We start from the raw sequence: 21,910 nt of genomic DNA, 5'->3' as shown, positions 1-21,910 counted from the left end.
CGATAACGAACAAGGAGTCACGTGAATGCCAACCATAGATATCAATAGCGACCTGGGCGAAAGCTTTGGCGCCTGGCACATGGGCGACGATGCCGCGATGCTCGATGTCGTGACCAGCGCCAATGTCGCCTGCGGTTTCCACGCCGGCGACCCGGCCGGCATCCTGCGGACACTGAAAGCGGCGGCGGCCAAAAATGTCACCATTGGTGCCCATGTCGCTTACCCGGACAAAGTGGGCTTTGGCCGCCGAAACATGGACGTGGCCAGCGATGAGCTGACGGCCGACGTGATCTACCAGATCGGCGCGCTGCAAGGCCTGGCCAAGGCCGCCGGCACGTCGGTGCGCTACGTAAAACCCCACGGCGCCTTGTACAACACCATTGCTCACGATCGCCGTCAGGCGCTGGCCGTGATCGAAGCCATCCGCGCGATCGACTCCAACCTCATATTGGTTGCCCTGGCCGGCTCAAGCCTGATTGAACTGGCCCGTAACGAGGGTTTGCAGTGTATCGCCGAAGCCTTCGCTGACCGTGCCTATACGCCACAGGGCACCCTCGTCTCTCGCCGCGAACCAGGCGCGGTGCTGCACGATCCCAAGCTCGTCGCCCAACGTATGCTGCGCCTCGTTGAAGACGGCTGCCTCGAAGCGATCGATGGCAGCCTGACCAAAATCCAGGCCGACTCGATCTGTGTCCATGGCGACAGCCCCGCAGCGGTGGAAATGGCCCGCGAGCTGCGCCGGGTATTGGAACAGGCGCACATGTCCTTGCAGCCCTTTGCCGGAGCACGCCCATGAATGCCCTGGATCTCGCCCGCCAGGCGGCGATTGCCGCTGCCCGGGATGCACGCAGCACTTACCGTAACGGCCGGGTCGCCCCCACGGCGGGTATCGCGCCGGGCATGACCCAGGCCAACCTGATCGCCCTGCCGCGCGCCTGGGCGTACGACTTCCTGCTGTATGCCCAGCGCAATCCCAAAGCCTGCCCGATCCTTGACGTCAGCGACGCCGGCAGCCCGAGTACGCTGCTGGCTGAAGGGGCGGACCTGCGCACTGACATCCCGCTGTACCGCATCTGGCGTGATGGAAAGCTGGCCGAGGAAGTCAGCGATGCCACTCAGGCCTGGGCTGAACACGACGACATGGTGGCCTTTTTGATCGGCTGCAGCTTCACCTTTGAAACCGCCCTGCAAGAGGCCGGCATCGAAGTGCGGCATATCACCGATGGTTGCAACGTACCGATGTACCGGACCAACCGTGCCTGCCGCCCGGCCGGACGTCTACAGGGTGAAATGGTGGTATCGATGCGACCGATCCCCGCCGATCGCGTGGCTGAGGCGAGCACTATTTCCGGACGCTATCCCTCAGTCCATGGCGCCCCGGTGCACATCGGCGAACCCGCGCTGCTCGGCATCCAGGACCTGGGACGCCCCGATTTCGGCGATGCCGTACGCATCGAACCCGGCGAGATCCCGGTGTTCTGGGCCTGCGGCGTCACTCCCCAGGCCGCGGTCATGGCCTCGGGCGTGCCCTTCGCCATCACCCATTCGCCGGGCCATATGTTCATCACCGATGTGCCTGACAGCACCTACCACGTCTAGGAGTCTCCCGTGCGTTTTCTACCGGTCAACCTGGACGCCCTGCTCGTCGAATTGAAAGACCTCGACGAGACACTGGCGTTGTTCGACGCCCTGATGGCCGAGCCGATTGCTGGCGTGGAGGAAATCATTCCTGCCGCACGAACGCTGCTGATCCAATTTCGCCCCAGCGCCATTGCGCAGCAGGCGCTCGTCAATCGTATCGCTAGCCAAGACCTGAGCCAGCGCCGCGCGATCGAGCATCGCCGGGTGGAAATTCCCGTCCATTACAATGGCGAAGACCTCGACGAGGTCGCCACGCTGCTGGGGATCAGCCGCGCCGAGGTGGTCCAACGCCACACCGCCCATGACTACAGCGTGGCCTTCTGCGGATTCGCGCCGGGCTTCGCCTACCTCACCGGCGGTGCGGGTTTCCAGGTGCCTCGCCGACAAACTCCACGTACCCGCATACCCGCGGGTGCGGTTGCCCTGGCGGGGGAATTCAGCGGTGTTTATCCGCAAGCCAGCCCCGGCGGATGGCAGATCATCGGCGTCACGCCTTTGCAGATGTGGGACCTGAACCGCGCTGAATCGGCCTTGCTGCGTCCAGGCTATAAAGTGCGCTTCACCGATGCAGGCCCGCTCCCGGCGGGTGGCCTGCCCGCCCCCACGGTACCGGCAAGTGCCGCCGCGCCCAGCGGCGCCTATCTGGAAATCATCACCCCCGGTTTGCACAGCGTATTGCAGGATATGGGCCGTCCCGGCCAAACCGGCCAAGGCGTATCCCGTTCCGGCGCGCTGGACCTGGGCGCGCTGCGGGCAGCCAACCGCGCGGTCGGCAACCGCTCGGACATGGCCTGTGTGGAATCGGTACTCGGCGGCCTGAGCTTCGTTTGCCATGGCCGTGCCGTGATCGCGGTCACCGGTGCGCAAACCCCGGTCACAATCACCAACGCCAGTGGCCTGAAATGGCAGGCAAGTCACTACCAGCCCATCGAGCTGGACGCGGGTGACCGCGTCAGCCTGGGTTCCCCCCTCGCGGGGCTGCGCAGCTACCTGGCGATTCGCGGCGGCTTTGACGTCACTCCGGTGCTGGGCAGCCTGTCCACAGACACCCTGGCCCAGGTCGGCCCCCCGGCGCTCGCCGCCGGCGACCTATTGGGCTTTACGACACTGACAACGGGAACCAGCGTATCGCTGAACGAAGCCCCAGCCTTTGAGCTGCCTACTGCTGCCAACATCGTCACCCTTGACGTGGTCATGGGGCCGCGTACCGACTGGTTTACCGAAGACGCCATCCAGCGTCTGAGCAGCCAGCTCTGGCGCGTCACCTCACAGTCCAACCGCGTCGGTATTCGTCTGGCCGGTGAAATACCGCTAGCGCGCAGCAACCACCATGAGTTGCCCAGCGAAGGCACCTCCGTGGGCGCCATTCAGGTCCCGGCCAGCGGCCAACCGGTTCTGTTTCTCGCCGATCACCCGTTGACCGGTGGCTATCCAGTGATCGCCGCAGTCGCCAGCTACCATCTCGACCTGGCTGGCCAGATCCCTATCAATGCGCAGATTCGCTTCAACCCTGTGGACGGCTTCAAAGAGATTCAACCCGTTACGCAAGCTTCTTCAACTGCCGATGTGAAAAAAATTCCATGAAAAAATTGCTGATTGCCAACCGTGGTGAAATTGCCGTCCGCATCGCCCGCGCCTGCCGCGACTACGGCGTGCAGTCTGTCGCGGTCTATGCCGACGCGGACATCGACGCCCTGCACGTGCGCCAGGCCGACGAAGCCTACTCACTGAATGGCCAGCGCCCGGCCGAAACCTACCTGGATATCGGCAAACTGATTGCCGTGGCCAAACGCAGCGGCGCCGATGCCGTGCACCCCGGCTATGGTTTTCTGTCTGAACGGGCCGATTTCGCCCGGGCGGTGATCGACGCAGGGTTGATCTGGATCGGTCCCAACCCGCAGACCATCGACGTGCTCGGCGACAAGGTCGAGGCGCGAAAAATTGCCCAACTGGTCGGGGCGCCTCTGGTAGCCGGTACGCCTGGCCCGGTCGAAAGCGCCGCCGAAGTATTGGCCTTTGCCGAACAGCACGGCCTGCCAATTGCCATCAAGGCTGCCTTTGGCGGCGGTGGACGCGGCATGAAAGTCGCCTGGCGCATGGATGAAGTGGCTGAATTGTTCGCCTCCGCCGTGCGCGAAGCGCAAGCGGCCTTTGGTCGTGGCGAGTGCTATGTCGAGCAGTTCCTCGACCGCCCTCGGCACATCGAAGCGCAGATCCTCGCCGACAAACACGGCAAGGTCGTCGTCATCGGCACGCGTGACTGCTCCTTGCAGCGGCGCAATCAGAAGCTGGTGGAGGAAGCGCCGGCGCCCTTTATCAGCGACGAACAGCGCCAGCGTATTCATCAATCCGCTCAGGATATCTGCGCCAAAGCCGGCTACGTCGGTGCCGGCACGGTGGAGTTCCTGCTCAGCCAGGATGGCACCCTGTCGTTCCTTGAGGTCAATACCCGCTTGCAGGTCGAGCACCCGGTGACCGAAGAGACCACTGGGGTGGATCTGGTGATCGAACAACTGCGGATCGCCGACGGTTTGCCGTTGTCCTTCAGTGAGACGCCGACCCCACGTGGCCATAGCTTCGAATTTCGCATCAATGCGGAAGACCCAGGCAAGGGCTTCCTGCCCACCCCCGGTCAGATCACCGATTTCCTGCCACCGTCTGGCCCGGGTGTGCGCCTGGACAGCGGCGTGATAAGCGGCTCGCGAGTGCCCAGCACCTTCGACTCGATGATGGCCAAACTGATCGTCACCGGCGCCACCCGCGAACAGGCTATTGTCCGCGCCCGACGCGCCTTGGCGGAATTCAACATTGAAGGCATTGCCTCGGTGCTGCCGTTCCACCGGGCCGTGATGGACCATGACGACTTCACCGGTGCCGATAAATTCGCCGTGCACACGCGCTGGATCGAAACCGATTTCGCCGAACAGATCACGCTCGCCCCACGTACCGCGGTATCGGCCGACCCAGGCATCCTGCGCACGTTTGTCGAGATCGACGGCAAGCGCCACGAACTGGGCCTTCCGGCTGCGCTGCTGCGAGGCGTCAGCCTGAATGCAGCGGGTACCGCCAGCGAAAACACGGCCCCCTCCGAGGTCACTGATCCGCAGGCGGTACTGACGCCCGTGGCGGGTAATCTGCATACCTGGGTCGTCGAAGACGGCGAGTCGGTGAGCACCGGGCAAGTGATCGCGGTTGTAGAAGCCATGAAAATGGAAACCTCGGTCCTCGCACCTTGTGAAGGCCAGGTGCAGATCGCCAAACAGGCAGGCGACTATTTTGAAGCCGGCTCCGTCATTGGCCGCATCAAAACAGCTCTCTGATTTAAAACTTTTCTTTTCGCAGTCAGTACGCGCAACTGGGTAATAACCCGGTTGCCGCGTGCTGCCCGCAGAAAACTGTAGATGTAACTTTGCAATCAAAATAACGATAAAACCCAACACATAAATCTGCTGTTATCTGGAGCATAAAGAGCATGTCAATCAATAAGACTTTGGCTATTGCGGGTACTTGCGCGTTGATTTTCCCTTTTACGGCATCTGCAGATTTTATTGCCGACAGTAAGGCCAGTGTGGAACTGCGTAACTTCTACTTCAATCGTGACTTTCGCAACGGTCCTCCCACGGCCCAGCGGGACTCGGCAAAAGAATGGGCCCAGGGCGCCATGTTGCGATTCGAGTCAGGTTATACCGCCGGCACCGTGGGCCTGGGCATCGACGCGGTTGGCATGCTCGGCCTCAAGCTTGACGGCGGTGATGGTTCCGGTGGCACGGGCCTGTTGCCGGCTGACCTTAGTTCGAAAAACGGCCGCGGCTCACAGGACGAATATTCCAAACTTGAGTTGACGGCCAAGGCGAAGGTGTCGGAAACCGCTCTAAAGGTTGGCTCACTCGCCTTCCGTACGCCCGTGGTATCGAGCAATGACACACGCCTGTTGCCCTCCACCTTCGAAGGCGCGCTACTGACCTCCAAGGACATTGATCAGTTGGTCCTGCAAGGCGGCAAGCTGGAGCAAATCAAGTTCAACAGTTCCTCGAACTATCAGGACTTCACGGGTAACCGCATCGGCGGTGTCAGTGATGACTTCCGCTTTGCCGGCGGTACTTACAGTTTCAACAAGGCCCTTAGCACAAGTCTGTTCTACGGCAATCTGGAAAATGTCTACCGACAGTTCTTTGGCGGCGTCGTCTATGAAATCCCTCTTGCCGCGCAGCAGTCGCTGAAGTTCGATCTACGTTATTCGAAAAGTACCGATGACGGTAACTTCCGCCCCCTCGATAACCGCGCCGCGAACGGACTGGTTGCCTACACCCTGGGCGCCAACGTGTTCACCGCCGCCTATCAGCGCATGAGCGGTGACGATCCCTTCCCGTACATTGCCAATAGCGACCCTTACCTGGTCAACTTCGTCCAGATCAATGACTTTGCCAACACCCAAGAGCGCTCCTGGCAGCTGCGTTATGACTACAACTTCGCCGCGCTGGGCATTCCCGGGCTGACGTTCATGAGTCGTTATGTCCAGGGTGACAACGCGTTGGTCGGGGGCAGTAATACGGGCAAAGAGTGGGAGCGCGATACGGATATCGGTTACGTGGTCCAAAGCGGTTCGCTGAAAAACCTCGGGGTCAAACTCAGAAACGCTACGGTTCGTTCGAACTTCAGCAATGACCTGGATGAAACCCGCCTGATCGTCAGTTACACATTAGCCCTTTGGTAATTCGCTGACGGCGACCTTTGTCCCTGCGCAACCGATCCTTATTCAGAGAAAGCGCAATGAAAAATCTCAGGTTTAACCAGAAGATACTACTGATTGCTTCGTTGCTTATCATGACGGTGTTTTCCGCATTCACCGTATTGAATGACGTTCGGTTGCGTGACGACAACGTAAAAAAAATCGAGGAACACACTCGATCGCTCTCGACATCGATGGCACATGATATCCAGAGCTGGTTGGACGGAAGACTGATTCTGCTGAAGGGATTTGCCGAACTCATCGGCCGCGATCCCTCGCCGCAAAACATACTCGACAAGTTGCAAAGCCAAGTGCTCATGAGCCAGTTTATCGCCGGTTATGTGGGCACCCGTGACGGTGGGTTCCAGATCCATCCCCCGCGGGAGATGCCAGCCGATTACGACAGTCGGCAACGGCGCTGGTACATAGACGCCGTAGACCATGGCGTGGCAATGACCGAACCCTACGTAGGGGCCGGGATCGACTACCCGATTATCACCCAGGCGGTCGCCCTCCACGCCGGGCAGCAAACGCTCGGCGTCCTGGGCGCCAGTCTGAACATCGAGACGATTTCCCAAACGCTCAACGCGCAAGCCTTCGAGGGCAGTGGATACGCTTTTCTGGTGAGTAAGGAAGGCAAAATACTGGTTCACCCCGACAAGGCACTGATCGGCAAGACACTGTCCGATCTGTTTCCGGGCAATACCCCGACGCTCAATGATCAATTGGTGGAAGCCACTACGGTCGATGGCGTGAAATTCACACTGTTCTCTGCGATCAAAGGCCTGCCGATGAAAGACTGGTACATCGGCATCGTCCTGGACAAACAGGCAGCCATGGCCAGTCTTGCTGCGTTCCGCAGTTCGGCGATCATCACCACAATCGTTGCCGGTCTGGCCACCCTGTTGCTGCTCGGGCTGCTTATTCGCGTGTTGATGAAGCCCCTGCGCCTTATCAGTCACGCGATGGAAGATATCGCCCAGGGCGACGGAGACCTGACCCGACGCCTGTCGATCCTGTCGAATGATGAATTCGGCCAACTGGCCGTGAGTTTCAATCGCTTCGGCGACCGGATCCATGCCTCCATCACCGAAGTCTCATCAACGACGAACTCCCTGAAAGAGGCCACCCGCAAGGTCCTGACGGCCTCCAACTCCTCGGTTGGGAAGTCGGAACACCAATCCGGCTTTACCAGCAACGTGGCGGCGGCCATTGAGGAGCTTGGGGCGTCGGCGCAAGAAATCGCCTCGAGTGCCTCGGCGGCGTCCAGAGGCGCCTCGAGCGCCAGGGCGCAGATCGATTCGAGCTGCATGCTCGTCGAGAACACGGTCAATGCGATGAGTTGCCTGCAAGAAAACATCGAAGAAACCCGCGCACAGATCGAAGAGCTCAACGCCAAAAGCGCCAATATCGGCAAGGTGCTGGAGGTCATCTCGACGATCTCCGGAAAAACCAACCTGCTGGCCTTGAACGCTGCCATCGAGGCAGCCCGGGCCGGAGCGGCCGGGCGCGGGTTTGCCGTGGTGGCGGACGAGGTCAGAAGCCTTGCCCACCACACCCAGACAGCGACCGAAGAAATCAGGGCGGTGATCGAGGCACTGCAGGAGGGGGCTACCCAGGCTGCCAAGACCATGCTGCGCAGCCATGAAATCGGCAGCCAAAGTGTACGTGTGGCAACCCAGGCCGGGGACAGCCTGCTGACCGTGGTGTCACGCATCATCGAGATCGATGAGATGTGCCTGACGGTCGCCGCTGCAACCGAGGAACAAACCAGCGCTGTCGACCAGCTCACTCGGGATGTTCATGAGATCAGCCAGTTGAATCGCCATGCCACCGACAACTTGTGCTCGACCCTCACGGCGTGTGGAGAACTGGATTTTGAAGTCGGACGACTCCGGAGTGTGGTCGATACTTTCAAGTTGTAGACACACACGCCATGCCCCTCGGCCAGTGAACCGAGCTGATAGAATGCCCGCCCTGATCCGCCAGACACAGCTCACCATGACCCAAGCGCCCAAGCCTTCCATCCCAAACGTCGCCATCATCGGCGGCGGCCCAGCCGGCCTGATGGCGGCCGAGGTGTTGAGCCAGGCCGGGATACAGGTCGACCTGTACGACGGCATGCCTTCGGTGGGCAGGAAATTTCTGCTGGCCGGGGTCGGCGGCATGAACATCACCCACTCGGAAGACTTCTCGCCGTTCCTGTCCCGCTACGGCGAGCGCGCGCCCAATATCGCCCCGCTGCTGCGGGCATTCGGCGCCAACGAGTTATGCCAATGGATTCACGGATTGGGCATCGAGACCTTTGTCGGCAGTTCCGGGCGGGTATTTCCTACCGACATGAAAGCCGCCCCGCTGCTGCGCGCCTGGCTCAAACGCCTGCGCGATGCCGGCGTGATGATCCATACCCGCCATCGCTGGCTGGGCTGGAACCCCGACGGCAGCTTGCTAGTCGCCGCTGCGGACGGCGAAAAAACACTGCGCCCCACTGCGACATTGCTGGCGCTGGGCGGTGGCAGTTGGTCACGCCTGGGCTCCGATGGTGCCTGGATGCTGCCACTGGAACAGCGCGGTGTAGGCCTTGCGCCCTTGCAGCCGAGCAATTGCGGATTCGAAGTGCCGGCCTGGAGCGATCTGATGGTCAGCAAATTCGCCGGCGCCCCGCTGAAAAATATCGCCATCGGCCTGAATGACGATGTACCGCGCCTCGGTGAATGCGTGATCACCGCCACCGGCATCGAAGGCAGCCTGATCTATGCCCTGTCGGCGCCGATTCGCGAAGCCATCAACCAGCACGGTAGCGCGACGATCCATCTGGACCTGCTGCCGGGCCGGCCTGTGGATAAAATCCAGCAAGCCCTGAGCAAGCCACGCGGTTCACGCTCAATGGCCAAGCACCTGCACAGTCAATTGGGGATCGACGGGGTCAAGGCTGCGTTGCTGCGCGAGCAAACGCCTGCCGATTGTTTCGCCGACCCGGCGCGGCTGGCCCAGGCAATCAAGGCCTTGCCCATCACCCTGGTGAAACCCCGCCCGCTGGACGAAGCTATCAGCAGTGCCGGTGGCGTGACCTTCGAAGCCCTGGACGAACGCCTGATGCTCAAGCAGATGCCTGGCGTGTTCTGCGCCGGGGAAATGCTCGACTGGGAAGCACCGACCGGCGGCTATCTGCTCACGGCCTGCTTTGCCAGCGGCCAGGCGGCTGGGCTGGGAATGTTGGAGTGGTTACAGCGCAAGGTTTGAAAACCCAGGCGCGGCTATCGCGAGCAGGCTCGCTCCCACATTTGATTTGTGTACACCGTCAATGTGGGAGCGAGCCTGCTCGCGATGGCGGCCTGTCAAACGCTGCGGGTCATCAAGGCTTACGCTTGCGCGGCCCGGTGTTGAACACCGGCACTTTACGCACTGGCTTGACCGAGGGCTCCACGGGCGAGGCGTCGCCGCTGTCGACCCACTTGCCCAGGTTGCGCTTGCCGCCACCGCCCGAGGCTTTCGGTTTCTTCGGTTTTTTCGGCTTCTTGATAACCTGGCCGCTGGCATCGGTCTCCGGCACCCGATGTTCAGGCTCGAAGTCCTGTTCCATCTGCCGTGGCAACGTCTGACGGGTCAGGGTTTCGATGGCTGACAGCAGATTCACTTCATCGGCGCAGACCAGGGAAATCGCTTCCCCGGTGGAACCCGCCCGGCCAGTACGACCGATACGGTGGATGTAATCCTCGGCGACAATCGGCAAATCGAAATTCACCACCAGCGGCAAGTCTTCGATATCCAGCCCACGAGCGGCGACGTCGGTGGCCACCAGGATCTGGATCTCACTGGCCTTGAAACGGTCCAGCGCGCGCTGGCGGGTGGCCTGGGGTTTATCGCCGTGGATGCCGTCGGCATTGACACTCATGCCCTGGAGTTTTTCCACCAGCGCATCGACACCGTTGCGGGTCTTGGCAAATACCAGCACCTGTTTCCACTTGTTCTTGCGCATCAGGTGCACAAACAACTCTGGCTTGCGCTTCTTGTCCACCGTCACCACCCATTGCTTGACGGTGTTGGCGGCCACGTTGCGCGGGCTCACTTCGATGCTCAACGGGTCGTTGAGCATTTGCCCGGCCAGCAAGCGGATCGCGTCGGAGAAGGTTGCCGAGAACAGCAGCGTCTGGCGCTTCTTCGGCAGCGCTTTGTAGATATTCGCCAGTTCCTCGGAGAAGCCCAGGTCGAGCATGCGGTCGGCTTCGTCCAGCACCAGGGTCTGCAGCTGATTGAACTTCAGCGCGTTCTGGCGGAACAGGTCGAGCAAGCGTCCCGGCGTGGCGACCAGCAGATCAACCCCTTTGCGCAGCTTCATCATCTGCGGGTTGATGCTGACACCGCCGTACACCGCATAGGTGCTCAATGGCAGGTTCTGCGCGTATTGGCGCACGCTTTCGTGGACCTGCTCGGCCAGTTCACGGGTCGGCACCAGAATCAGCGCCCGTACCGAGTTGGCGCTGACCTTCGGCCCCTCGGTGGTCAGCAACTGCAACAGCGGCACGGCGAAACCGGCGGTCTTGCCGGTGCCGGTCTGGGCCGCGGCCATCAGGTCGCGACCGGCCAACACCGCCGGCATGGCTTGGGCCTGCACCGGGGTTGGGGTCTGGTAGCCGAGCGTCTCGAGGGCGCGCAGCAAGGGTTCGATCAGGCCAAGGGTGGCGAAAGTCATGGAAGTACCGTAGGAAAATCAGCGCAAGGTGTGCAATGCGCGGCAGTTTACCCTAAATCAGGATTCGGCCGGCGCAGGCTTGGGTTTGCGCCACTGGGGCAATCCAATCAACACCACGGCACTGATGATCACCAACATCGCCAGGGCCTCTTCGATCCCGATGGTTTCACCGGCGAACACAATGCCCAGCAACACCGCCACCGCCGGGTTGACGTAGGCATAGCTGGTGGCCGCCGCCGGACGTACGTGCTTGAGCAGGTACATGTAGGCGTTGAAGGCAATGATCGAACCGAAGCAGGTCAGGTAAGCCAGCGCGATCCAGCCTTCCAGCGGCGGCATGCTGTTCAGGTGTTCGCCGCTGGCCACGCTGCCGATCAATAGCACCACACCGCCCACCAGCATTTCCACGGCACTGGCCATCGCCCCCGCAGGCAGCGGCAAATGTTTGCTCAGCACCGAACCGAAGGCCCAGGACGCCGCCGCGAACAGCAGCAAGGTCGCGCCCAGTGGACTCGATTGCAGGTTGGAACCGAGGTTGAGCATGGCAATGCCGATCAACCCCAGCACAATCCCCGCCCACTCCAGACGGGTATTACGGGCGCCCCAGAAATATCCGCAGAGCAAGGTAAATAACGGCACCGTCGCCACGGCCAGCGCCGCCACCCCGGACGCCACACCCGTGTGTTCGGCGACACTGACCGCGCCATTGCCGAAACTGAGCAACAACACGCCGATGACAGCCCCCGCCTTCCACTGCGCCCAAGTCGGTGCCGGCGCCCCACGCCAGCGCAGGAAACCGTACATCAGCGAGCCGGCGATCACGAAGCGAATCCCGGCCAGCAGCAGCGGCGGCCAATGCTCCACACCGATGCGAATCACCAGGTAGGTCGACCCCCAGATGACGTACAAGGCAAAAAATGCAGCGATCAATGGCAAGGGGAAACGGCGTGGGCCAGGCATGGTCAGCTCGAAGTCAGGACAATGAAAGACGCTATTCTAGAAAGGCGACAGGCGGAAAATAAGTTACAAAACCTGTTTATCCGAACCGTACACTTTTAAAAACATGGAGATCAGCGTTATAAACCGTACTTTCGAAAGTCAGCCCCTTGGAAGCCCGAACCGTGGATAAATACGACCGCATGCTGCTCAGCGCCCTGTTGGAAAACGGTCGTGCGTCCTATGCCGAACTGGCCCGCAAAGTGAACCTGTCGGCCCCGGCCGTGGCCGAGCGGGTCAGCAAGCTGGAAACCAGCGGCGTGATCACTGGCTACCAGGCGAAAGTCGACATGGCGAAAATCGGCTTGCCGGTGCAGTGCGTCATCGAACTGCGCATGAACCAGCACGGCAACCAGAAGACTTACGATGAACTGTGCAGGATCCCGCAACTGACCGAATGCCACCGGGTGACGGGCGACCCGTGCGTGATCATGCAGGCGGCGGTCGGCTCGATGCCGGAACTGGAAGAGCTGATCAACCGCATCGCCAAGTTCGGTTTCAGCAAGACCTCGATCGTGCTGTCCAGCGCGATTGAAAAGCGGGTGCCGTTGGGGCAGTTGGAAGGTAACGGGAAGTAATCGCGCCAACACACATCAGAACGGTGGGAGCGAGCCTGCTCGCGATGGCGGTGTATCAGTCAACTTAGTTGCCGACTGAACCGACGCTATCGCGAGCAGGCTCGCTCCCACAGTGGCTTGTTGGGGGGTGTTTTCAGAACCCGCGATGCCGCTTGAGGTGCTCGTTGATCTTCGCCGCCGGCACTTTCTGCAAACTGCACAGCAAATCGTGGGACAACTCCCGCAGCCCGTGCTGTTGCCGCAGTTGCGTCGCCAGGTGCGCGGTGAGGTTGGCGGCCATTTCGGCGTCGGCCATGGCCCGGTGAGCCTGGCCGGTGTGGGGCAGGCCGGCGAAGGTGTTGAGCGTGCCGAGCTTGTGGTTCGGCGCCGTCGGCATCAGGCGCCGGGCCAGCAGCAGTGAACAGGCAAAATTCTGCAAGCGGGTGCGTTTGATCCGGCCTAGCTCGAAATCCCAGAACTTCTGGTCGAATGCGGCGTTGTGGGCCAGCAGCGGCGTGATGCCGACGAACTCGTTGACCTCGTTCATCACCTTTTCCGCCGGCGGGGCGCTGCGCAGCATGGCGTTGCTGATGCCGGTCAGTTGCTCGATGAACGCAGGCACGCGCACACCGGCGTTCATCAGGCTCTGATAGCGATCCACAATCCGGCCCTGTTCGAGAATCACCACGGCGATTTCGGTGGCCCGGCAACTGCTGCTCGGCGTGATGCCGGTGGTTTCAAAGTCGATGACTGCGATGCGTTCCAAACCTGTCTGAACTCCGTAAAAATCAATTCTTGAGCAGCAACGCGCCTTCGATCGGCACGTAGCGGCTGGCGGCGCGAATCAGCGAGTTGGCCGTCAGCCCCGGTACGCCATAAGCCACCGCCTGGACCCCGTGTTTGCTGATGATGCGTTCGAGCAGCATGTCGAAATCGCCATCACCGGAGGCCAACACCACTTCGTCAACGTGATCAGCGGCGTCCATGATGTCCAGGGTGATGCCCACGTCCCAGTCACCCTTGGCCGAGCCGTCGCTGCGCTGGATGTAAGGCTTGAGCTTCACGACAAACCCCAGGTTGCGCAGGATCTGCTGGAATTGCTGCTGCTTGCTGTCGCCGCGATCGATCGCATACGCGTAGGCCTCGACGATCTGCCCCTGCTTGCTGACATCGGCCCACAAGGCCGCGTAGTTGAAATGGCAACCATAAGCCTGGCGCACGGTGTAGTAGAGGTTCTGGACATCGGCGAACACTGCGATTTTTTTCACCGCGTTTCCTCTTGAATGCACAAGCCGGCAGAGCGGGCCCGAAAAGTTGCCCAGTATGCCAGCCCAGAGGAATGTTCCGCGAATAATCGGTCCGAGGCACCTGGGCGCCCCGGACGAATGGCAGGTCAGACGAAGGAGTCGTCATCGCCGAAGAAGGATGAATCGTCGCTGTAGTCGGCGTCGGCGAAACCGCCCTGGTCGTTGCCATAGGCATCGTTACCAGCGACGTTTGAGTCATTGCCCCAGCCGCTGTCACTGCTTGCCGTGTCGTTGACCGGTTGGGCCGGCTCTGGCTCGATGACCTCGACGACTTCCTGAGGCTGCTGGGCACCGTGGAACAGACTGCTGATGCCCTGGGCGAGCATCACGCCCCCGGCCACACCAGCCGCGGTTTTCAGCGCGCCGCTCATGAAGCTGCCGGCCCCTGGAGCCTGCTGTTGCGCGGCGCCGTAGTTAGCGGGCGGCGCGGCGTAGTTCTGCTGGGGTGGCGCATTGAAGCCAGGCCGCGCCGGTTCGCGCCAGCCGCCACCGCTGGCGGGCGAAGCGCCTGGAGCGGACGTTGGCCGTGGGTCGCGCGAGCTGCCACCGAAAATACTCGAGAGAAAACCACCACCGCTGGGCGCTGGAGGCTGTTGCCGGACCTGTTGCAGGTCCGCTTGCAACTGCTCGACCTGCTGGGTCAGTTGCCTGTTCTGCTCGTCGAGGCTTTTGAGCGCCGTCTCTTGCACCAGAATCGCCTGGGTCATGAAATAGCCCGCCGCGGGCTGGCGGGTCATATGTTCCTTGATCCGCGCCTCGGCCTGGACATCGCGCGGGGCTGCATCCTTTTCGGCCTGTTGCAGCCGTGAAAACAGTCCATCGATCAGGGTTTGTTCTTCGCTGTTCATGGCGACCTCATCAGATTGCCGGGTAGAAAAACCATGCCGGCCCTACAGGACCGGTGCCAGCCAGTAATGGGGCTGGGCACAGAGGTTTCAATGGTCTTTACCTGATGTTTACGTTTGCTTGTGCAGGCGCCTGATCGGTTAAAGTGTCGGACCGCTTTTTGACCTGCGATACCGACTCATGAATCCGTTTGACGTGCTGCGCGACTCTTTGTATTTCTTCAAACGCCATCTTGGCCGGATCGCCCAGCTGTGCCTGCCGCTGGTGATCCTCGAGGCCGTGCTGCAACAAGGCGTGGACAGCGTCGTGGGCCCCGAAGGTTTTTCCGGCTACAGCCTGATCGTCGGGCTGCTGATATACCCGCTCTACACCGCCGCGCTGATTCTGTTTCTCGACGCTCGCAGTCGCGGTGAATCGCCCCGTCCCCGTGACCTTCTCGCGACGGCCCTGACCCTGTGGCCACGCTTTGCCCTGCTGACCGCACTCAATACGTTGCTGATTCTGGTGGGCATTTCGTTGTACTTCCTGCCGGGCCTTTGGCTGATGGTGGTCCTGGCCTTTGGCGAATACCTGCTGGTGCTGCGCGGCCTGACTCCGCTGGCAGCAATGAAGGAAAGCCTGCGCCTGAGCCGCGGCAGTTTCTGGCGCATCCTGTTGTGCATTCTTTGCGTGATGGTCCCGCTCTGGCTGCTCAAGGGCGCCAGCCTGTCGGTGTACCCGCCGCCCCAGAACCCGTTGATCACCTTGCTGATCGACAGCGTTCACAGTTTCCTGCAGCTGTTCACCACCGTGGTGCTGTTCCGGATGTTCATGCTGGTCGCGGAAAAACCTGACAGCCGTTGACGACTGCTGCGCAGGTTACGGGCTTGGGCTCGGCAACTGCTCTCGGTTATGCTCAGGATCACTTTTGCGTATTGCCCATTTAAGTCGAGCCATGACCCGTCTATTGCGCTACACCTTGCTGGGCCTGTTGTTGATTCTCGGCCTGGCCGCCCTGTCGATCTATAGCCTGACCTGGCGCCCACAATCCCGGGAAGCACTGCCGGTCAGTTGCCCCGCCAACACCGCAACGCTCGTGCCTGGCCAGGCCTTGAAGGTGATGACCTGGAACGTCCAGTTTCTGGCCGGCAAGCGCTACGTGTTCTGGCACGACCTGGCCCAGGGTGACGATGAAAGCCCGACCCTCGAAGACATGGCCTTCAGCCTCGACGAAGTGGCAAGGGTCATTCGCGACGAGCAACCGGACGTCGTGTTGCTCCAGGAACTGGACGACGGCGCCAAGGCGAGCGACTACCAGAACCAGCTCAAGTTGTTGCAGGAACGATTGACCGACCTGTATCCGTGCAGCACCAGCGCCTTTGACTGGAAAGCCGATTTCATCCCCGACCCGCATATCTTCGGCAGCGTCGGCCGGCAGTTGGCGACGTTGAGCCGTTACCGCATCGATCAAGCGGAACGGGTGCAGTTGCCGGTGGCCGGGGCCAATTTCATCAGCCGTCAGTTCCAGCCGAAAAACGCTTTGTTGGTCAGTCACCTGCCGCTGAGCAGTGGTGGCCACCTGGTCGTGCTCAACACCCACCTGGAACGGGCCACGCAGCCGGATGAAACCCTGCCGAACCAGGTCAAGGCCGTGAGCAAGGTACTGGACAAACTTGAATCGCGAGGCAAACCCTGGCTGATCGGTGGCGACTTCAATCTGCTACCCCTGGGCCAATACCGGCGCCTGCCTGCCGCGCAGCGCACGCCCTACTCCGCCGACAGCCCTCTGCACCTGCTGTGGGACAAATACCCGATGATCCCCACCAACAACGAAGCTAGCGGCATCGATCGCAGCCACTGGCTGACCCACTACCCGAACGACCCCGGCCTCAACGGCCCTGACCGCACTGTCGACTACCTGTTCTACAGCCCTCGGATCAAGCGGGTCGAGGCTCGGGTGCGGCAAGACGATACCTTGCGTATCTCCGATCATTTGCCGGTGATTGCCCGATTCCTGTTGCCGGCCACGCCGTGATGCCAAGCCACATTCGCCGTCAGACGAGTGTGGCGCTGGTCCGCGTAACCCACGCTTGATCAGGGTCGAGTACCTGTCTCGGCTTCCTGAACCGTCCAGGGTTTGACTTGTTCGCTCAGCGTCAGTCCCAAACCGGGGCGAGTGGGCACCAGCATCCGACCGTCGCGGGTTTCCAGGCGCTCGTTGAACAGCGGCTCAAGCCATTCGAAATGCTCGACCCAGGGCTCGGTCGGATAAGCGGCTGCCAGGTGAACGTGCAGTTCCATGGCGAAATGGGGAGCCAGCATCAGGCCCGCCTGCTCGGCCATTGATGCGACCTTCAGGTAAGGGGTGATGCCGCCTACTCGTGGCGCGTCGGGCATCAGGAAATCAGCGCCGCGCTGTTTGATGAACTCGGCGTGTTCAGCAACGCTGGTGAGCATTTCACCCGTGGCAATCGGTGTATCGAACTGCTGCGCCAACGCGGCATGGCCTTCAGCGTCATAGCAGTCCAGCGGCTCTTCAATCCAGATCAGGTTGTACGCTTCAAACTGCCGACACATGCGCTGGGCCGTCGGGCGATCCCATTGCTGGTTGGCATCCACCATCAACGGGAAGTTGTCACCCAAGTGCTTGCGCACCGCACTGACCCGTTCAATGTCGATGGCGCAATCCGGTTGCCCGACCTTCAACTTGATGCCGCCAATTCCCTTTTCTCGCGAGAGGTCAGTGTTCTTCATCAACTGATCAAGCGGGGTGTGAAGGAAGCCACCGGAAGTGTTGTAGCAACGCACCGAGTCACGTTGAGCACCGAGCAAGCGCGCCAGCGACAGGTTGGCGCGCTTGGCCTTCAGATCCCACAACGCCACGTCGAACGCCCCGATGGCCTGGGTCGACATACCGCTGCGGCCCACCGACGCGCCAGCCCAACACAGCTTGGTCCAGAGTTTGGCAATGTCACTGGGGTTTTCCCCGATCAGCGCCGGGGCGATTTCCTTGGCATGAGCGAATTGTCCCGGCCCGCCGGCACGTTTGGAGTAACTGAAACCCAGGCCCTGATGCCCATCGACGGTCTCGATTTCGGCAAACAGGATGGCGATTTCAGTCATCGGCTTTTGCCGTCCGGTAAGGACCTTGGCATCACTGATGGGATTGGCCAGCGGCAGGATGACCGAAGCGACACGAACCCAGGCGATTCGGTCGTCATCGGAGGACTTGAGCGATTGTTCTTGTACGAGCATGGGGCTCTCCTTGGACAGGCTCTGAAGGCGACGATGATTGCGCAATCATCACGAGACATAAAAAAGACCTTCGTCGATGCTTCAGAAGGTCTCTTGCCTCGATACTACACTGATTGCGCAATCATTCAATCCCGTAAATCCCCGGAAAATCGACTGCCAGGCTCAGGTACTGGCGCGGTCGATGAACGTGAAGCCGGTGTCAATTCGCACGGGTTTGAGATGGGCGCCGGGATTGTCGAATCGTTCAAGCAGTGCCTCAGCCACTTGCAGGCCAATCTTGCCGCCATCGACGCTGACGGTCGACAGTGCCGGGTAAACCTGCGCCGCGCTGCTGAGATCCCCGAAGCCCATGACGGCCAGCTCAGCGGGCACCTTCAAGCCAAGGCTGGCGGCTTGCGCCAACACACCTTGAGCCACGGTATCGGAGCTGCACACCACGATGTCGGGGCGCACCGGCAGATCCAGCAGCCGCCGCAGCCCCTCGCGCCCCACCTCCAGCGTGGCGGGGGGCGCCAGGACTTCCATGGGCACCTCTTCAATGCCCTGGCGCTGCAGCTCGGCGATAAGACTGTTGCAGCGACGCAGGCCACGCGGGTCGCTGATGGTCACCACGGAAAAGCGCTGGTAACCCTTTTCAAGCAAATGTCGCGCGGTCTCTTGCCCGACTTTTTCATGGGAGAAGCCAACCAGCATGTCCAAAGGGTCTTCACTCAGATCCCAGGCCTCGACCACGGGAATTCCCGCCTGGGCGAGTCGCAAGCGACTTGATTCGGTATGGAGCGTACCGGTCAATACGATGCCGTCCGGACGACGACCGAGTACGGCTTCAAGCAGTTTCTCTTCCTGCTCCGCGCTGTAGCCGGTCAGACCGAGCAGGGTTTGATAGCCCGCTTGGGTCAGGCGGTCCATCAGCGATTGCACGGTGTCTGCAAAAATGGAGTTAGCGATGGTTGGAAGGAAAATCGCCACCAGACGACTTTTGTTGCTCGCCAGGCTACCCGCCAGCATGTTCGGCACATAGCCCGATTGGCGCACCGCTTCGCGGACCTTCTCCCGCGTGTTCTCGCTCACCAGTTCCGGGCGATGCAAAGCCCTGGAAACGGTCATTGGCGAGACGCCTGCAATCTTTGCCACATCGATCAACGTCAGGCTCGAACCCCTGGTGGCCAAGGTCATCGGTGCCTGGGAGGTGGGCGCTGCTGGTTTCTTTGCCATGAACTGTTCCGAATCTGAAGCCAAGTAACCGGGACTGCGTATAAAGCAGTTGATGGGTCAGTGAATCTACCATTTGCGCCCCCGTGCTGGCGGGCCAAACCGGCGGTTTATCACTTGCGGGGTTTGATCCGGGCCGTGGCTTCGGCCACCAGCGGATCGTCCGGCCAGTAATGCTTGGGATAACGTCCCTTGAGGTCTTTCTTTACTTCGGCATAGGTGCTGCGCCAGAAATTCGCCAGATCCTGGGTCACCTGCACCGGTCGCCGCGCCGGTGACAACAGGTGCAGTTTGACGACCTGTCGGCCGCCGGCAATGCGTGGGGTGTCGGCCAGGCCGAACAGTTCCTGCAAGCGTACCGCGAGAATCGGCGGGTGTTCGCTGTAGTCCAGGCGAATCGACGAGCCCGAGGGCACGCTCAGATGATGGGGCGCCCATTCATCCAGCCGTTGCGGCAAGGGCCAGGGCAGCAGGTTGTGGACGATACTCGACAGGTCCAGGTTGGCGAAATGGCTGAGGCGTGACACGCGTCCCAGGTACGGCATCAACCATTGCTCAAGCGTGTTCAGTAGCGCTCCGTCGCTGACATCTGGCCAATCACTCTCGCTCTTGGCCTCCAGATCGAGCCGGCGCAACAGTGCCACCCGCGCCTGCCATTGCCGCAGCTCCGGCGTCCAGGGCAGCAACTCCAGTCCCTTGCGCCGTACCAGGTTCACCAGCGCCTGGCTGCGCGCCGACTCATCCAGCCCGGTCAGTGGCTCACGGTTGAGCACCAGTTCGCCGACCTTGCGCTGGCGCTCGGCCCGCAGCACGCCTTCACGCTCGTCCCAATCCAGTTGATCCACCGTGCGCACCTGTTCGGCCAGCACCGAATCAAACAGCGCCGGATCGAAGTCCGTCGCCAGGTAGATCCGTTCTTCCCGCTGCCCCTGACGGCTGCCCAGGTCGGCGATCACCAGCCACGGCTGTTTCATCAGGCTGTCCGCTTCGGCAAACAACGCTGCACGGCCGTTGGCCAGGCGATACTCCGCCCCGCCGGGCCGCCGCTGTTGAGCGACGCGATCCGGGTAGGCCAACGCCAGTAAAGCGCCCAGCCAGCGCGGATGTTCGGGGTCGGCGACGGCGTCTTCGGCCTTGCCCCGCAGGTAACCGCGATATTGCCGGGCCAGTTGCCGCGCCCGCTGCACCCCGCCCTGGGCGCCACGGGCCGCCCGCTCTTCACCGGACAGCAACGCCAGGCGCGTGTGCAGGTCCGCCCCGGCGCCACGCAGAATGTCTCGCTCCCCCAACAGCGCCGCGACGTTGCACGCCATGTCCGCCAGCCCCAGCGACTGCCCCCGCAGCAGCAAATGCGCGATGCGCGGGTGAGCCGGCAGTTCGGCCATGGCTTGGCCGTGACGGGTCAGTTGCTCGCCGTCCAGCGCGCCCAGGCGTTGCAGCAGCTCCTGCGCCTGGGCATAAGCGGCGGTGGGCGGGATGTCGAGCCAGACCAATTGCTGCGGCGTCACGCCCCAACGCCCCAATTGCAGAGCCAGCCCGGCCAGGTCCGCCGAAAGAATCTCTGCGCTGCCATAAGCGGCCAGTTGTTCGTGCTGGTCTTCGGACCACAACCGATAGCACACCCCCGGCTCCAGACGCCCGGCCCGCCCGGCCCGCTGAGTGGCGCTGGCCCGGGAAATCCGCTGGGTGTCGAGGCGAGTCATACCGCTGCCCGGATCGAAACGCGGCACTCGCGCCAATCCGGCATCGATCACCACCCGCACGCCATTGATGGTCAGGCTGGTTTCGGCGATGTTGGTGGCCAGCACCACTTTGCGCTGGCCGGGCGGCGCCGGGTCGATGGTCGCGCGTTGGGCGGCGAGGTCCAGCTCGCCATGCAATGGACAGAGCAGCACATTACCGCCTTCACCCAAGGCATCGGCCAGTTGCTGATGAACCCGGCGGATCTCCGCTTGCCCAGGCAAGAACACCAGCACGCTGCCGGTTTCATCGTGCAGCGCTTCGAGCACGGTCTGCACCAGGCGCGGCTCGATGAACTCGCCGGGCTGGAACGGCCGGCCCCAGCGCACCGTCACCGGGAACATGCGCCCCTCGCTGCGCAGGATCGGCGCGTCGTCCAACAACCCGGCCAGACGCTCGCCTTCCAGTGTCGCGGACATCAGCAGGATTTTCAGCGGCTGGTCGTCGCGAAACAGCTCGCGGCCATTGAGACTCAAGGCCAGGGCCAGGTCGGCGTCGAGACTGCGTTCGTGGAATTCATCAAAAATCAGCAGGCCCACGCCCTCCAGCGCCGGGTCGTCCTGCAAGCGGCGGGTGAGGATGCCTTCGGTGACCACTTCAATGCGGGTCTTGGGGCCCACCTTGCTGTCGAGACGAATTCGGTAGCCGACGGTTTCACCGACCTTTTCCCCCAGCTCGCTGGCCAGTCGCTCGGCCGCCGCCCGTGCCGCCAGGCGCCGGGGCTCAAGCATCACAATGGTCTGCCCAGCCAACCAGGACTCATTCAACAGGGCCAAGGGGACGCGGGTGGTTTTACCAGCGCCGGGCGGCGCTTCGAGCACGGCTTCGTGACGCGACGCCAAGGCTTGACGCAGGGCAGGTAAAACTTCATCAATCGGCAAAGAAATCATGCTGGCTCCAAAACAGAGGGCCGAGTATAACGGCGAACTGTTTAGCGTGGTCTGGACTCCAACCA

The 21,910-nt window shown here is 61.7% G+C and carries 18 protein-coding genes; 10 read left to right on the top strand and 8 right to left on the bottom strand.

The annotated features are described in order from the left end of the window. Positions 1 to 25: 25 nt before the first annotated feature. From AC3I65_RS03065 to AC3I65_RS03035, 7 genes are all read left to right on the top strand, one after another. Positions 26 to 796, top strand: coding sequence for a LamB/YcsF family protein (locus tag AC3I65_RS03065; RefSeq protein ID WP_076386426.1), 771 nt, complete (start codon positions 26 to 28; stop codon positions 794 to 796). Beyond that, entirely contained in the window at positions 793 to 1,599 is an 807-nt protein-coding gene (locus AC3I65_RS03060; RefSeq protein ID WP_076386428.1) for a putative hydro-lyase, read from the top strand. Before AC3I65_RS03065 ends, AC3I65_RS03060 begins: the two co-directional genes overlap by 4 nt. A gap of 9 nt (positions 1,600 to 1,608) precedes the next feature. Further along, entirely contained in the window at positions 1,609 to 3,225 is a 1,617-nt protein-coding gene (locus AC3I65_RS03055; RefSeq protein WP_488523450.1) for a 5-oxoprolinase subunit B/C family protein, read from the top strand. Continuing rightward, positions 3,222 to 4,961 carry an acetyl/propionyl/methylcrotonyl-CoA carboxylase subunit alpha gene (locus AC3I65_RS03050; RefSeq protein WP_188252428.1) on the top strand — a complete coding sequence of 580 codons (1,740 nt, stop codon included), beginning with the start codon at positions 3,222 to 3,224 and terminating at the stop codon, positions 4,959 to 4,961. The genes AC3I65_RS03055 and AC3I65_RS03050 overlap by 4 nt, the downstream gene beginning before the upstream one ends. A 152-nt stretch (positions 4,962 to 5,113) precedes the next feature. Continuing rightward, entirely contained in the window at positions 5,114 to 6,355 is a 1,242-nt protein-coding gene (locus AC3I65_RS03045) for an OprD family porin (protein WP_047229549.1), read from the top strand. A 56-nt stretch (positions 6,356 to 6,411) separates the two neighbouring features. Next, on the top strand, positions 6,412 to 8,295 hold the full coding sequence (locus AC3I65_RS03040; RefSeq protein WP_488524297.1) for a methyl-accepting chemotaxis protein: 1,884 nt from the start codon (positions 6,412 to 6,414) through the stop codon (positions 8,293 to 8,295). Between the two features lie 76 nt (positions 8,296 to 8,371). Next, positions 8,372 to 9,613: a TIGR03862 family flavoprotein gene (locus AC3I65_RS03035; protein ID WP_047229547.1), complete on the top strand. Its 1,242-nt coding sequence runs from the start codon at positions 8,372 to 8,374 to the stop codon at positions 9,611 to 9,613. A 112-nt stretch (positions 9,614 to 9,725) separates the two neighbouring features. On the opposite strand, the gene rhlE1 is transcribed toward AC3I65_RS03035, so the two are convergent. Both rhlE1 and yedA read right to left on the bottom strand, forming a co-directional pair. After that, the gene (gene rhlE1 / locus AC3I65_RS03030; protein WP_047229546.1) at positions 9,726 to 11,063 is read right to left on the bottom strand and encodes an RNA helicase RhlE1; all 1,338 of its coding nucleotides are present in this window, start codon (positions 11,061 to 11,063) and stop codon (positions 9,726 to 9,728) included. A gap of 57 nt (positions 11,064 to 11,120) precedes the next feature. Then, positions 11,121 to 12,023 carry a drug/metabolite exporter YedA gene (gene yedA, locus AC3I65_RS03025; protein WP_339492495.1) on the bottom strand — a complete coding sequence of 301 codons (903 nt, stop codon included), beginning with the start codon at positions 12,021 to 12,023 and terminating at the stop codon, positions 11,121 to 11,123. A 161-nt stretch (positions 12,024 to 12,184) separates the two neighbouring features. Here yedA and AC3I65_RS03020 point away from each other — a divergent pair, with 161 nt between their 5' ends. Then, a complete protein-coding gene (locus tag AC3I65_RS03020; RefSeq protein ID WP_047229544.1) occupies positions 12,185 to 12,637 on the top strand; it encodes an Lrp/AsnC family transcriptional regulator in 453 nt (150 codons plus the stop codon). A gap of 133 nt (positions 12,638 to 12,770) precedes the next feature. Here the strand turns inward: AC3I65_RS03020 and AC3I65_RS03015 are convergent, their stop codons facing one another. From AC3I65_RS03015 to AC3I65_RS03005, 3 genes are all read right to left on the bottom strand, one after another. Further along, a complete protein-coding gene (locus tag AC3I65_RS03015) occupies positions 12,771 to 13,382 on the bottom strand; it encodes a 3'-5' exonuclease (RefSeq protein ID WP_047229543.1) in 612 nt (203 codons plus the stop codon). Between the two features lie 22 nt (positions 13,383 to 13,404). Beyond that, positions 13,405 to 13,884 carry a LabA-like NYN domain-containing protein gene (locus AC3I65_RS03010; RefSeq protein WP_003185707.1) on the bottom strand — a complete coding sequence of 160 codons (480 nt, stop codon included), beginning with the start codon at positions 13,882 to 13,884 and terminating at the stop codon, positions 13,405 to 13,407. Between the two features lie 125 nt (positions 13,885 to 14,009). Further along, the gene (locus AC3I65_RS03005; protein ID WP_047229542.1) at positions 14,010 to 14,771 is read right to left on the bottom strand and encodes a DUF2076 domain-containing protein; all 762 of its coding nucleotides are present in this window, start codon (positions 14,769 to 14,771) and stop codon (positions 14,010 to 14,012) included. Positions 14,772 to 14,949: 178 nt separating this feature from the next. Between AC3I65_RS03005 and AC3I65_RS03000 the strand changes: the two genes are divergently transcribed. Both AC3I65_RS03000 and AC3I65_RS02995 read left to right on the top strand, forming a co-directional pair. Beyond that, on the top strand, positions 14,950 to 15,612 hold the full coding sequence (locus AC3I65_RS03000) for a membrane protein (protein WP_047229541.1): 663 nt from the start codon (positions 14,950 to 14,952) through the stop codon (positions 15,610 to 15,612). Between the two features lie 91 nt (positions 15,613 to 15,703). Beyond that, a complete protein-coding gene (locus AC3I65_RS02995; RefSeq protein ID WP_047229540.1) occupies positions 15,704 to 16,783 on the top strand; it encodes an endonuclease/exonuclease/phosphatase family protein in 1,080 nt (359 codons plus the stop codon). Between the two features lie 59 nt (positions 16,784 to 16,842). Here the strand turns inward: AC3I65_RS02995 and AC3I65_RS02990 are convergent, their stop codons facing one another. From AC3I65_RS02990 to hrpB, 3 genes are all read right to left on the bottom strand, one after another. Continuing rightward, the gene (locus tag AC3I65_RS02990) at positions 16,843 to 18,003 is read right to left on the bottom strand and encodes an L-talarate/galactarate dehydratase (RefSeq protein WP_139051215.1); all 1,161 of its coding nucleotides are present in this window, start codon (positions 18,001 to 18,003) and stop codon (positions 16,843 to 16,845) included. 162 nt (positions 18,004 to 18,165) lie between these two features. Next, positions 18,166 to 19,218 carry a LacI family DNA-binding transcriptional regulator gene (locus AC3I65_RS02985; RefSeq protein ID WP_139051216.1) on the bottom strand — a complete coding sequence of 351 codons (1,053 nt, stop codon included), beginning with the start codon at positions 19,216 to 19,218 and terminating at the stop codon, positions 18,166 to 18,168. A gap of 110 nt (positions 19,219 to 19,328) precedes the next feature. Continuing rightward, positions 19,329 to 21,845: an ATP-dependent helicase HrpB gene (gene hrpB / locus AC3I65_RS02980; protein WP_488523449.1), complete on the bottom strand. Its 2,517-nt coding sequence runs from the start codon at positions 21,843 to 21,845 to the stop codon at positions 19,329 to 19,331. Positions 21,846 to 21,910: the final 65 nt, after the last annotated feature.

Source organism: Pseudomonas sp. N-1-13, assembly GCF_057787095.1.
The sequence above is the reverse complement of the archived record's forward strand: the minus strand, read 5'-3'. Positions and strand labels throughout refer to the sequence as shown.

Coding starts and splice junctions, on each gene's coding strand:
- AC3I65_RS03050 (WP_188252428.1), top strand. CDS start 3,222: ATGAAAAAATTGCTGATTGCCAACCGTGGTGAAATTGCCGTCCGCATC.
- AC3I65_RS02985 (WP_139051216.1), bottom strand. CDS start 19,218: ATGGCAAAGAAACCAGCAGCGCCCACCTCCCAGGCACCGATGACCTTG.
- AC3I65_RS03000 (WP_047229541.1), top strand. CDS start 14,950: ATGAATCCGTTTGACGTGCTGCGCGACTCTTTGTATTTCTTCAAACGC.
- AC3I65_RS03035 (WP_047229547.1), top strand. CDS start 8,372: ATGACCCAAGCGCCCAAGCCTTCCATCCCAAACGTCGCCATCATCGGC.
- AC3I65_RS03040 (WP_488524297.1), top strand. CDS start 6,412: ATGAAAAATCTCAGGTTTAACCAGAAGATACTACTGATTGCTTCGTTG.
- AC3I65_RS03005 (WP_047229542.1), bottom strand. CDS start 14,771: ATGAACAGCGAAGAACAAACCCTGATCGATGGACTGTTTTCACGGCTG.
- hrpB (WP_488523449.1), bottom strand. CDS start 21,845: ATGATTTCTTTGCCGATTGATGAAGTTTTACCTGCCCTGCGTCAAGCC.
- AC3I65_RS02995 (WP_047229540.1), top strand. CDS start 15,704: ATGACCCGTCTATTGCGCTACACCTTGCTGGGCCTGTTGTTGATTCTC.
- AC3I65_RS03065 (WP_076386426.1), top strand. CDS start 26: ATGCCAACCATAGATATCAATAGCGACCTGGGCGAAAGCTTTGGCGCC.
- yedA (WP_339492495.1), bottom strand. CDS start 12,023: ATGCCTGGCCCACGCCGTTTCCCCTTGCCATTGATCGCTGCATTTTTT.
- AC3I65_RS03060 (WP_076386428.1), top strand. CDS start 793: ATGAATGCCCTGGATCTCGCCCGCCAGGCGGCGATTGCCGCTGCCCGG.
- rhlE1 (WP_047229546.1), bottom strand. CDS start 11,063: ATGACTTTCGCCACCCTTGGCCTGATCGAACCCTTGCTGCGCGCCCTC.
- AC3I65_RS03045 (WP_047229549.1), top strand. CDS start 5,114: ATGTCAATCAATAAGACTTTGGCTATTGCGGGTACTTGCGCGTTGATT.
- AC3I65_RS02990 (WP_139051215.1), bottom strand. CDS start 18,003: ATGCTCGTACAAGAACAATCGCTCAAGTCCTCCGATGACGACCGAATC.